This is a genomic window from Bifidobacterium sp. KRGSERBCFTRI (genome assembly GCF_025908335.1).
On sequence record NZ_CP109653.1, the window covers coordinates 2,101,583 to 2,113,970 of the forward strand.

The following is a 12,388-nucleotide window of genomic DNA, read 5'->3' on the forward strand; positions in this document are numbered from 1 at the left end:
CCGACCGCTCTACCACAGCAGGGCCACCGACTCCCCCTCATTCGTCCAAGGCGTGACTAATTACGCCAGAAGTCATCATTACGAAAGCGTAAGGTGACGGCGGACGATTTTACGGCTAGACTTCGCGTAGAAGGTTTTATCAAACGATGAGGAGTGCCATGTCCGTTTTCTCGAAGGTCAAGAAGTCTGCGTCCGATGCGACGCAGAAGCTGCTGCAATTGGGTGGTGATTTCTCGCACCCGATCAACGCCAATGGCGACACCCCGGACTATATCGATCCGCAGATCACTCCACAGCATCATAACTACGAGGACCTGCCACATGTCGACTTCTGGGGTCCGGACAGGCCGACCACCACGTTCATCGATGCCGACTCTGATTTCATCACGGCCAACACCGAAGGCAACAAGCCATTACCGGAGAACTTCAGCATCTACAACATCTATGAAAGCCGTGCCGAACGTATGCCTGACGAGGGTCTGTACACGTTCAAGCAGGGCGATGAATGGGTCACCAAGACTGCACGCGAGACCTTGGACGACATCCGTCAGGTGGCCAAGGGCCTCATGCATCAGGGGCTCAGGAGGGCGACGGGGTGGCGTTCATGTGCCACACCTCCTATGAATGGGATGTCTTCGATGGCGCGGTGCTCTCCATCGGCGGTGTGATCGCCACGATCTACGACACCGATTCCGCCGAGCAGATCCGCAACATCGTCGACAATTCCGACGCGAAGCTCCTTGTGGTCGAAACCAAGGACATGATGAAGAAGACGGATCTGGCGAAGGAGGACTGCCCGACGCTCAAGGACGTCATGTGCCTGGAGAACGGGGCGCTCGATGAGTTGAAGGCCTACGGCTCGTCCATCTCCGACGAGAAGCTCGACGAGCGCATTCGCAGCGTGAAGAAGACCGATCTGTGTTCCATCGTGTACACCTCGGGCTCCACGGCTGCGCCGAAGGGCGTCGAGATGACGCAGGCCCATTACTGCTCCACCGCCACGAACCTGCCGGATTATATGCCCGATTTGCTGCATAACAAGCGCAACCGCGTGCTCCTGTTCCTGCCGCAGGCACATTCGTTCGCCCGTGCCATCAACTACATCTGCGTCGCCAGTGACATCCATATCTATATCGCCCGTGGCATCAAGACCCTGACCGCCGACCTCAAAGTGGCACGTCCGCACATCATGATCGTGGTGCCGCGTGTGCTCGAGAAGGTCTACAACGCCGCCTCGCAGAAGGCCGGCAACGGCCCGAAGGGCCGCGTCTTTGCCGCCTCGGTGGTCGCCGCTCAGAAGTACATGCAGGAGGTGAGCGAGAAGGGCAAGGCGAGCCGCTTCGTCACCGCACGACGCAACATGTTCGACCCGATGGTCTACTCTTCGATTCGCGACGCCCTCGGCGGCTGCGCAAAATGGATTGTGACCGGCGGCGCACCGCTCGACCCCGATCTCATGGCGTTCTTCCGCGGCGCCGGCATTCCCGTGTACGAGGGATACGGACTTACCGAAACCACCGCCCCTTGCGCCTTCAACCCGCTGACTGTGCCATACCACCAAGGTTCGGTTGGCATCCCGTTCCCGGGCTTCCAGGTGCGCATCGGAGACGGCAACGAGATTCAGGTCAAGGGCGTCCCGGTGTTCAAGCGCTATCACAAGAACGAGGAGGAAACCGAGCTGAGCTTCACCGACGATGGCTGGTATCGCACCGGCGATCTTGGGCGGCTCGATGACGACGGCTTCCTGTTCATCATCGGACGCAAGAAGGACCTTATCATCACCGCCGGCGGCAAGAACGTCTCTCCGGGCCCCATGGAGGAAGTGATCAAGCGCTGCCCGTTCGTTTCCCAGGCGTTGGTGCTCGGTGATAAGCGTCCGTTCATCTCCGCGCTCATCACCTTGGATGAGGACTCGCTGCGCCCATGGCTTGCCAAGCAGGGCCTCGATTCGGGCATGACCATGGAGGACGCCGCACAGAACGCCGCCGTGCGCGCGGAAGTGCAGAAGTGGGTCGATCAGGCCAACGAAGGCGTCTCCCGGGCGGAATCGGTGCGCAAGTTCATCATTCTTCCCGAGGAATTCACGCAGGAGAACGGCCTGATGACCGCCTCCATGAAGATCATTCGCCCGAAGGTGCTCAAGCGCTACAACACGCTGCTCAACACGCAGATGTACACCAAGCGCAAGCCCGCTTCCGAGGATTCTCAACGAGGCTGATACCGCTGCATCCATTGATATGGGAAGGCTCCCGTCATATGTCATATGACGGGAGCCTTCCCATATCAATGGATTAGAAGCCCAATCTGTCGAGTTTCTTGGGGTCGGACTGCCAGTTCTTCGCCACCTTGACATGGAGGTCAAGATTCGCCTTGCGTCCCACAAGACGATTGACGGGGGTGCGCAATCGCTTCTTGATGCGCACAAGATGCTCGGCGTGCCTGCCGATGATGATCGGCTTCTGCGAATCGCGTTCCACGTAGATGGACACCATCACACGTGCTTTGCCATGCATGGCCTGCGCATCGTCCTCATCCATGTCTTCCGGCATGTCGATGGAATCGACCACGACGGCGAGGGAATGGGGCAATTCATCGTCGAGCTCCTCGAGCAGCACCCCGCGCACCAGCTCGGCGATGGCATCCTCCGGGCGTTCCTCGGTCACCTGATCCGTCGGGTACATCTGCGGCCCCTCCGGCAGATGCTCGATGAGCACCGTGCGCACCTCCTGCAGATTGTCGTCCCCGAGCGCACTCACCGGCACGATGTCGGCGAAATCCGCGAATTCATTGATCTCGATGAGCTTGTTGACGAGTTCGGTGCGGTTCAGACGGTCGATCTTCGTCACGATGGCGATAAGCGGCACCTTCCATTTGAAGGTACCGTCATCGTTCTTCGTGGCGAACTGGGAACGCAGTCTGCTCAGGATGCGCCGGTCACCGGGACCGATCTCCTGATCCGCCGGCAGCAGGAATGCGATTTCGTCGCTGTCCGCCAATGATTCGTCCACCACATCGTTGAGACGTTGGCCAAGCAGCGTGCGGGGCCTGTGTATGCCCGGCGTGTCGACGAGCACGATCTGGGCGTTGTCGGTGGTGAGCACGCCGCGAATCGCCTTGCGGGTCGTCTCCGGCCGTGATGACGCAATGGCGATCTGCATGCCGATGAGCGCGTTGATCAGCGTCGATTTGCCGACATTCGGGCGTCCCACGACGGCAACGAAGCCGGAACGGTAAGGAGTGACGCCGGAAACAGCGTCGACCCCCTTGGTATGTGTCTGGTCAGCCATATCAATCCTGTTCTTTCTTGGTGGAGTTCGAGTCCGGGGAATCAGCGTCGGATTCCAAGGTAGTCTGATCGACATCGGACTCCGGTTCGACAACAATGGTGGAGGCTTTCTTGCGGCGCCCCGCGGAATCCACTGCGGTGAGACGCAGACCGCGCGTGACGGCACTCGACCCCACGATCGGCACACGTCCCAGCAGTTTGGTGAGCAATCCGTACACGGTATCCACGTCATCTTCGTCGAGATCGATCTCGAAGATGTCTTCCAATTCGGCAATCGGAGTGCGCGCCGGCATGCTCCACTTATGTTCGCCTATCTGACGCGGCTCGCCATGCTGGGTGTGATCATGCTCGTCCTGCAGCTCCCCCACGATCTGCTCGAGCGCATCCTCTATGGTGACCATGCCCGCGATACCGCCGTACTCATCGACGACGACGGCAACATGGTGGCAGGTCTGCTGCATCTCATGGAACAGATCGTCGGCCGGCTTCAGCTCGGGCACGAGCATGGGCTTGCGCATAATCGATTCGATGGGCCGGCTCAACGCGGCATTGTTGAAGATCGTCGCACGCACGGCATCCTTCATGTATGCGATGCCGAGCAGGTCGTCTATGTCATTGCCAATCACCGGAATGCGCGAATAGCCGGAACGCGAGCACAGTTTGAGGAAGTCCTCCAGCGTGTCGTCCTTTTCAATGCAGATCATGTCGGTGCGAGGCACCATGATCTCGCGCGTGAGGGAATCGGATAGCGCCAGCACATTGTGCAGCATTTCGGAGACCTCTGGGTCGAACCGGTTCGTCTCCAGCACACGATTGATGGCGGCGCGCCCCTGCTCAAGATGAATCTCCTCGAGCTCCTCGTTCTCCGAGAGCTCGGTCTTGCGCGCGCTCTTCGACTTGCGCGGGTGCAGGAACGGCGCACAGGCATAGGCAAATGAGGCCAAATGGGAGTATGCCAGCAAAATCTCCAGCGGCTTGTCGGAACCCACGGAACGCGGTCTGGCCAACACCGACACGAACGCGACCACCAGAGCGGCAAGCACGCCATAGATGAGTTGCAGCCATACCGGACTGGCGAATATGGCCGCAATGCATACCACACAGGCCCCGATGAGCACATTGCTCAGAATACGCAGAAAAGCGCAGGCCGAAGACGTGGCATGCCGGTTTGCAACGAGATGCTGCACGCGATGGATCTTCGCGATCTTCTTCTGCCGGGTGAACTGGCTCAATTCGGAATCGGTCTGCGCCTCGATCATCAGGTTGTTCAGATTCGCCCTGGTCACCCGCACAATGGCGCTTTCAAGCGACGCCATGAGCAGTGATTGCCAGAACAGTACGATGGCCACGACAACCAGCGCCACCACCGTGACGATTCTCAGTTCGTCCACTTCAATGCCCCCTACGTTCAGTGTCCAAGCTCACGGTTCGTGCCGTATTTGCGTTCGTACACCTCGAGTTCGTTCACCGATCCGGAGGGAAGCGTCGCCGACCAGGCTGTGCCATGGTGCAATGCGAAGAACGTGAGCAGCAGCTGGCGCTGCAGCCCGAACATCTGCCGTTCCTGCTCCCGTGTGTGATGGTCATACCCCAGCAGGTGCAGCACACCATGAATGGTGAGCAGCATCATCTCCTCCATCGTGCTGTGACCGGCCGCCTGAGCCTGTTGCTGCGCCACCCACGGGCAGATCACGATGTCGCCGAGCATCCCCTCTGGTTCGTTCCGCTCGTCCCCCGGGCGCAGTTCATCCATCGGGAAGCTCATCACGTCGGTTGGCCCCTGAAGGTCCATCCAACGTTCATGCAGCTCTGCGATCGGTTCCGGGTCCACGAAGGTGATGGTGAGCTCGGACTGCGTGCTCACCCGCATCTGGTGCATGACCCACAGGCCGAGTTCCGAGAACACTTTGGGATCCAACTGCCATTCCGTCTCATTGGCGACTTCAACGCTCATCGTCCACCACCATCGCATTCCTGTCATCATCGTCACCGCGACCAGGTGCCGCCGTGTGCGTTATTCTCGCATCTTTGCCGCCTTTGCGCCTCCGTGCCGCGTCATCATGCGACTCGTATGCGGCCACAATCCTGCCCACCAACGCATGACGCACCACGTCCGAAGCCCCCAGATGCACGAACGCGATGTCGTCTATGCCCCCGAGAATCGATTCGATCGAGGCAAGCCCGGAACGCGGCACATCGAGGTCGACCTGTGTGATATCGCCGGTGATCACCATCTTCGTGTTGAACCCGAGTCTGGTGAGGAACATCTTCATCTGCTGACTCGTCGTGTTCTGCGCCTCGTCGAGAATCACGAACGCATCATTCAGCGTTCGGCCACGCATATACGCCAGCGGAGCCACCTCAATGGTCCCGTCGTCGAGATACCGCTTCATCCGTTCAGCACCGAGCATGTCGGAGAGCGCGTCGTACAGCGGCCGCAGATATGGATCCACCTTCTCGTTGAGCGTGCCCGGCAGGAAGCCGAGGTTCTCCCCCGCCTCGACGGCGGGACGGGTGAGGATGATGCGCCTGACACGCCCCTCCTCGAAGTCGCTTACGGCCTTGGCCACGGCCAGATATGTCTTGCCGGTACCAGCAGGGCCAATGCCGAATGTGATTGTATTCGACTCTATGGCGTTCACATAGGCGATCTGACCGGAGGTCTTCGGCCGCACCGGATACCCGGCGGCATAGGTGATGGTCCCTGGCACACTCGGCTTGCGATGAACGGACTCAATCTGTCGCGCCTGCGTGCGCTCATGCTCCTTGAACCTGCGCAGCTTCTGCACGGTCGGACCATGGCCGGGCACCTCGTCGCGTACATCGTTATGCAACACCTGCTGTTCCAGCATACGGCGAACCGTGGCTGCGTCGAGCGGACTGGTGTAAGCCGCATCGATGAGTGCGCGAATGAGCTCCTGCGCCTGCGACGCCTCGCGCTCGCCTTGCCGCGAGGTGGAGGTGATGGTGATGCGATTGCCGCGCACATGCACGGTAATCTCCTTGTATTCGCGTTCGATCTCGCGAATCACCTCATCGTACACTCCGAGTACTTTCACGGAATCCAGCTGTTCGGGAATATCGACCGTTCGTGTTGTAGTCGCCAACTGCTCCTCTTCTACATGTTCTATACGTCTGTGGTGTCTTGGAGAGATATCGTGTCATTCTTCCATGGGCTCGCCGGTGAGCACATGCGCATGCACGTGGAACACCGTCTGCCCGGCGTCCTCTCCGGTGTTGAAGATCAGGCGGTACGAGCCGTTATATGCGTCATCGGCAATGCCCTGGGCCACTTCGACCATATGCGCCAACAATGCCGGGTCGGCCTGCGCCAATGCGTCGACGTTGCGGTAATGGTCGCGAGGCACCACCAGCACATGCACCTTGGCCTTTGGATTGATGTCTTTGAACGCATACACCTGCGCATCTTCGAACACCTTCTCACTCGGCACCTCGCAGTCAATGATCTTGCAGAACAGGCAATCCGCGTCTTTCATACCGTCTCACTCCTTGGCGTGATGGATTTTTCCTCTGCCCATACTACCAATCCGCGCGCATATTCATTCCATGAAGGAACGCGTCGTCCGCTCAACAGTACCTGCCTATCGCACGGCTCAGCAGCCCAAGCGCCACGGGGCCTGCAGCCGAGGCGCGCAGGATGTTGCGCCCCAGCACGCAGACCAACGCGCCCGCCTCGGCGAAGACTTCGACCTCCTGATCGCTGATGCCGCCTTCAGGACCCACAACCACGCTGACCGTCCGTTCCTTGCCGTCATCCAGGCATTTCGCAGCAAGCTCCTCAACCTGGCGTTCGACGTCCGACCATGTGGCGTTCGCGTCCTGATGGAGCACGATGACCAGATTGCCATGCACCATGTCACGCCGAATCATGGCAAGAACCTGCTTGCTTGTTGCCATGCCGTGCAGTTCGGGAATGAATGCGCGCCGAGATTGCTCGGTGGCCGCACGCAGCGTCTGCATCCATTTGCGATCGGTGCGCCCCGCTTTGAATCTTGCGATGGAACGGTCCGCCTGCCAGGGTGTCACCTCGTCCACCCCAATCTGCGTGGCCATATCGATCGCCTGCTCATCGTGCCCATTCTTGGCCAGAGCCTGAATGAGGCCCAATCTGACCACAGGGCGTTCCTCCTTGGTGAATCCGAGCACCCTGACGATGCCCGACTTGGGATCGTCCACCACAGCCTGAATGCGCAACCCCGTGCCGTCGGAAAGCTGCAGCTCATCGCCTTCCTTCAGGCGCATGGAGCCGATGGCATGTCGCCTCACCTCCTCGGGCAATCGCAGGGTCCACCCTGTCTGCAGTTCATCACTGCTCAGCGGAGCATCGTCACTGGTCGTATCCACCACAAACATTGCGTCGGTCATAGTTGTACCCTAGCGCATATGGGTAACCGTTTTCCCTTGAATTCCAACCCCTTGGCGTCGGCCTCAAAACACGACACGCCGAATTTGCATTGATCCGTATATTCGCGTATATTTTCTTTCTGTTGCGCTGCAACGCACCTGTCCGGGTGGCGGAATGGTAGACGCGCTAGCTTGAGGTGCTAGTGCCTATTTTATACAGGCGTGCGGGTTCAAGTCCCGCTCCGGACACCAGCTACCGGCTCCTTTGGGAGCCGGTTTTTTATTTCCCCATTCGGAAAGGCAATCATGCAGCTGGTGCATCTCGAGTCCATCGATGACCCTCAGGTGGAGGCATACACGAATCTCACCGAACTTCAGCTACGCAATCGGCTTGAACCAAGCAAAGGCATATTCATAGCGGAATCACCCAAGGTGATCACGCGCGCATTGGCCGCAGGACGCCAACCGATTTCCTTGCTGGTGGAGGAACCATGGATCGAGGGCATGGCCGACATCTTCGCGTTCATCGATGAACACTGGGGCGACGACATTCCCGTCTACGTCGCCTCTCCCGAACAGCTCAGGCGCATCACCGGCTACCGGCTGCACCGCGGGGCGTTGGCTGCCATGCATCGTTGGGAGCTTCCCACTGTGGCGGAGGTATGTGCGAATGCCACGCGCATCGCCGTGCTGGAGAACATAGTGGACCACACCAACGTCGGAGCCATCATGCGTTCGGCAGCGGCGTTGGATGTCGATGCGGTGCTGGTCACGCCCTCATGCTCAGACCCCCTGTATCGCCGCGCCATCCGTGTGTCGATGGGCACTGTTTTCCAAGTGCCATGGACGCGCATAGGGGGCGATGACGTGCACTACTGGCCATGGCAGGGTCTGGAGGAACTGCATGGGCTCGGCTTCACCACCGCGGCGATGGCGCTATCCGATGACTCAATCTCGCTTGACGACCTCGTGTGGCGTCTCCACGCCAACGACAACACGCATATCGACAAGCTGGCACTGATCTTCGGCACGGAAGGCGACGGACTGTCACGACATACGATCGCGAATGCCGATCTCACCGTGAAGATTCCCATGAGCCATGACGTGGACTCCCTCAACGTCGCCGCATCGAGCGCCGTCGCATTTTATAGCACGCGCGATCTGAAGCATGCCCGCTGATTCGGAGCGTGGGACACATCCTCCGAAAACGGTTCCATATTATGAAACATTTTGAGCTTTCGGCATATAGGTCAAAATGTGTTGATTTAGACTTTTAGTCGGTGGTGTCTGGGTATCGGGTGGCGGTGTGGAATTCGTTCCAGTCGATGCCGGTGCCGAGGGTGGGTTGGCTCATGGGTTCGTCGTTGTTGTCGTGGTTGGTGCCGGTCTTAGTGTTCTGGTCGTGTTGTTTGAGGATGTGGGCGGGATCGGGTTTGGCGCTATGCATATAGCAGTGCCATTCGCAGGCGCGGCGCATGTGTGCCTCGGGCAGGCCGCGGTGGTTGACGAGCATGCGTTTGAGCGCGGCGTTGAGCCCTCCCTCGAGGCGGTCGCTGTCGCGTGGCACGGGGCTGTGTGCGCTCAGTGTGGGGTCGAAGAGACAGAAGAGCGTGCCGTCGTTGAAGAGGCGTTCAAGCCTGAAATAGGCGCGGCGTAACGGTAAATGGGTCCACCACCATCCGCTCCTGCTCGTGGCGGCCTTGGGATCGTCGGGATGGTCCTTGGCGTACGTGCGTTCGGCGAGCATGCCCTTCCAGCGCTCGTGCTCTCCCGGGCGCACCACTGCCGCGCGCCCCCTTGCCTCGGCAGAGGCGGTCGTCGTCGCCTTGCAGGCGTCGCACTGCCAACGCTGCCGGCCGTTTCGGTCGTGCCCGTTCTTGCGCATCGGCAGCCAGCAGATCGGATATCTGCGGGCCCGCTTCGATCGTGTTCTCATGACACAATCCAACGGCCCCGAACCGGCGCGAAACGCGGTTATTTACGGGAAAACCGAAAATGACACCCCGACACGCCTACTGCCACAACGGCAAACCCACAGCATAATCAACACATTTTGACCTATATGCCAGCTTTTCTTGCAAAAACGACGGCGTTTTGGGCGATTCGGTTTTACCTCACAGCGAATCTATGCAATTATTGAGGTGTCTTCAATGATGAATGCTGAACAGATTAGGTTCTGTGGATCCGTAGGAAGGAGCTGCTATGGCGAAGAAGAACCCCAAGATTCTTTCCATCGTCCTCGCAGGCGGCGAAGGAACACGTCTCATGCCGTTGACCAGGGATCGCGCGAAGCCCGCCGTCCCATTTGGTGGCGTATACCGACTCATCGATTTCCCGTTGAGCAATCTGGTGAATTCCGGGTATAGCCAGGTGATTGTGCTCACCCAGTACAAGTCGCACTCACTTGACCGCCATATCTCGCAGCTGTGGCGCTTCTCCACATTGCTGGGCAACTATGTCTCCCCCGTCCCCGCACAGCAGCGGCTCGGCAAGCACTGGTATCTGGGGTCAGCGGACGCCGTGTACCAGACGATCAACATCATCGAAGATGTCCAACCTGACATCGTGGTGATTGTCGGGGCTGATCACGTCTATCGCATGGACTTCGAGCAGATGGTGAACCAGCACATCGAATCGGGCGCCGAGTTCACTGTGGCCGGCATTCGCCAGCCGATCGAGCAGTCCAGCCAGTTCGGTGTGATCGAGGTGGATCCCGAGCACCCGAATATGATCAAAAGCTTCCAAGAGAAGCCGAAGGAGACGACGGGGCTGCCAGACAACCCGAATGAGATCCTCGCCTCCATGGGCAATTATGTTGCGAACACCGACGCGTTGTTCAACGCGCTCTCCATCGACAGCAAGGCCGAGAACACGAAACACGATATGGGTGGCGACATCGCCCCGTTCTTCGCCGAACGCAACGAGGCCGGCGTCTACGACTTCAGCAGGAACGAGATTCCAGGGGCCACCACCACGGATCATGCCTACTGGCGCGACGTGGGCACAATCAGGCAGTTCTACGATGCGCATATGGATCTCATCTCCTACATCCCCGAATTCAACCTTTACAATATGGAATGGCCGATTTATACGAGTTCGGGCAATCTTCCGCCGGCCAAGTTCGTGCATGCGGCCGGCGACCGCATCGGACACGCCACCGATTCCATCGTCTCCCCTGGCGTCATCGTATCGGGTGGCGAGATTCACCATTCAGTGATCTCACCGAATGTACGAGTGCATTCCTGGTCGCAGGTCAATGATTCGATCCTGTTCGACAATGTGGAGATCAACCGCAGGGCCCGTGTGAACCGTGCCATTCTCGACAAGAATGTGGTGCTCACCGAGAATTCGACTGTTGGTCTTGACGTCGAACACGACTTGGCACGTGGCTTCACCGTGACCTCCGACGGCATCACCGTGGTGCCGAAGGGAACGGTGGTCGACGACTAGCCGCCTGTGACGAGTTGTGGTATGTGGAAGGGGCCGCCTCCAATATATTGGAGGCGGCCCCTTCCACATACCACAACTCAGTATCGTGGCATATTGTCGAGGTTGAAGCCCAATGCCGCAAGCTGGTCACGGCCTTCCGGCGTGATCTTGTCGACGGTCCAACGAGGTGTCCAAGTCCAGTCGATGCGGAACTCCTCTACCAAGCCGGCCAAGGTGCTGGCGCATTCGTCTTCAATCAGGTCGGTCAATGGGCATGCAGGCGTCGTCAGCGTCATCGTGATGATCGCGCGGCCGAGCTCATCGATCTCAATGCCGTAGACCAAACCCAGATCGATCACATCGATGCCCAGTTCCGGATCGATCACCTGATGCAGGGCCTCCTTCACATCCGCCGCAGTGGCACGGCCGATCTCATCGACACCTTTAAGCTCGATGCCATCCGATCGGCATGCGCATTCATGGTCTTGCGACTGGACGCCATGGCCGCCACAGCACTCCGACTTGACGGCAGATGCGTCGTCGTTGCCCAGAATGTCCTTCGCCAACGATGGATTCGCAATGATCGCCTGGGCCTCATCCTCATTGCCGACGACGGCATTGACCGCATCGAAGATGGTGGATTGCGGTTCGGGAACCAGATTGTCGCTCATATCAGTCCTCCTTCATCTCGTCATGCTCGGTTGCCTCGGAGTGCTGGGATGCGAGGGCCTTCGCCAATGAGTCCCTGAGCCCCTCCCAGCCGAGCAATGCGCATTTGATGCGCATCGGGTATTTGGAAACCCCTTGGAATACGGCGGCATCACCCAACGCATCCTCTGCCTGTTCGTCATCGAGACCGGCGCCTCGCGATTCCATCAGCTTATGGAACTGGCCGAACAGCTCCATGGCCTCATCGACGGTCTTTCCTTCCACGAGATTGACCATGATCGACAGGCTTGCCTGTGAAATCGAGCATCCTTGACCATCCCAGACGACACTTTCGATGCGGTGGGGTTCACTATCGCTCACTTCGACATGCACAGTGACCTCATCGCCGCAGGTCGGATTGAATTGGTGCGACCGTGCTGCGGAGCAGGACTCATGCACAGCGGTGACTGTCGCCTCGCCTCCGATTGCCGCGGGATCGCCCTCCGATGTCAGTGTGCCCCTGCCATGTGGATGACGCGAGGCATCGAGAATCACTTCCTGGTACATCTGCTCGAGTTCCTGGCTTCCCAAATCTGCCATCCCGCTCCTTTCCTTCATTCCTACACAAGCAACATATATCGTTCGGGACTATTCCCCGCC

Annotated in this window: 10 protein-coding genes, 1 tRNA gene and 2 pseudogenes; 4 read left to right on the plus strand and 9 right to left on the minus strand. The window is 58.9% G+C overall.

Going from position 1 to position 12,388, the window contains the following annotated elements; genetic code table 11:
- Positions 1–158: 158 nt before the first annotated feature.
- A pseudogene (locus tag OGI63_RS09115) lies at positions 159–2,218 on the plus strand (AMP-dependent synthetase/ligase).
- A 73-nt stretch (positions 2,219–2,291) separates the two neighbouring features.
- Here OGI63_RS09115 and era read toward each other — a convergent pair.
- The 6 genes from era to OGI63_RS09145 all read right to left on the minus strand — a co-directional run bounded on the left by era (position 2,292) and on the right by OGI63_RS09145 (position 7,672).
- On the minus strand, positions 2,292–3,287 hold the full coding sequence (gene era, locus OGI63_RS09120; protein WP_004217854.1) for a GTPase Era: 996 nt from the start codon (positions 3,285–3,287) through the stop codon (positions 2,292–2,294).
- 1 nt (position 3,288) lies between these two features.
- Positions 3,289–4,677 carry a hemolysin family protein gene (locus tag OGI63_RS09125; protein ID WP_004217853.1) on the minus strand — a complete coding sequence of 463 codons (1,389 nt, stop codon included), beginning with the start codon at positions 4,675–4,677 and terminating at the stop codon, positions 3,289–3,291.
- Positions 4,678–4,694: 17 nt separating this feature from the next.
- Positions 4,695–5,240, minus strand: coding sequence for an rRNA maturation RNase YbeY (gene ybeY / locus OGI63_RS09130; RefSeq protein WP_004217852.1), 546 nt, complete (start codon positions 5,238–5,240; stop codon positions 4,695–4,697).
- A complete protein-coding gene (locus OGI63_RS09135; protein WP_004217851.1) occupies positions 5,230–6,393 on the minus strand; it encodes a PhoH family protein in 1,164 nt (387 codons plus the stop codon). The genes ybeY and OGI63_RS09135 overlap by 11 nt, the downstream gene beginning before the upstream one ends.
- Before the next feature lie 54 nt (positions 6,394–6,447).
- Positions 6,448–6,783, minus strand: a complete 336-nt coding sequence (locus OGI63_RS09140; protein ID WP_004217848.1) for a histidine triad nucleotide-binding protein — start codon at positions 6,781–6,783, stop codon at positions 6,448–6,450.
- Positions 6,784–6,874: 91 nt separating this feature from the next.
- Entirely contained in the window at positions 6,875–7,672 is a 798-nt protein-coding gene (locus OGI63_RS09145) for a 16S rRNA (uracil(1498)-N(3))-methyltransferase (protein WP_004217847.1), read from the minus strand.
- Positions 7,673–7,812: 140 nt separating this feature from the next.
- On the opposite strand from OGI63_RS09145, the gene OGI63_RS09150 reads away from it, so the two are divergent.
- Positions 7,813–7,903: transfer RNA gene (locus OGI63_RS09150), tRNA-Leu, on the plus strand.
- Between the two features lie 54 nt (positions 7,904–7,957).
- Complete coding sequence (locus OGI63_RS09155) at positions 7,958–8,830, plus strand: TrmH family RNA methyltransferase (RefSeq protein WP_004217846.1); 873 nt, start codon at positions 7,958–7,960, stop codon at positions 8,828–8,830.
- 237 nt (positions 8,831–9,067) lie between these two features.
- Here OGI63_RS09155 and OGI63_RS09160 read toward each other — a convergent pair.
- Positions 9,068–9,416, minus strand: a pseudogene (locus tag OGI63_RS09160) (IS256 family transposase); the annotation flags it as partial.
- Between the two features lie 437 nt (positions 9,417–9,853).
- Between OGI63_RS09160 and glgC the strand changes: the two are divergent.
- On the plus strand, positions 9,854–11,101 hold the full coding sequence (gene glgC, locus OGI63_RS09165; protein WP_004217843.1) for a glucose-1-phosphate adenylyltransferase: 1,248 nt from the start codon (positions 9,854–9,856) through the stop codon (positions 11,099–11,101).
- A 77-nt stretch (positions 11,102–11,178) separates the two neighbouring features.
- On the opposite strand, the gene OGI63_RS09170 is transcribed toward glgC, so the two are convergent.
- Positions 11,179–11,751, minus strand: coding sequence for a metal-sulfur cluster assembly factor (locus OGI63_RS09170; RefSeq protein WP_004217842.1), 573 nt, complete (start codon positions 11,749–11,751; stop codon positions 11,179–11,181).
- A gap of 1 nt (position 11,752) precedes the next feature.
- The gene (gene sufU / locus OGI63_RS09175; RefSeq protein WP_004217841.1) at positions 11,753–12,328 is read right to left on the minus strand and encodes a Fe-S cluster assembly sulfur transfer protein SufU; all 576 of its coding nucleotides are present in this window, start codon (positions 12,326–12,328) and stop codon (positions 11,753–11,755) included.
- Between the last annotated feature and the right edge of the window lie 60 nt (positions 12,329–12,388).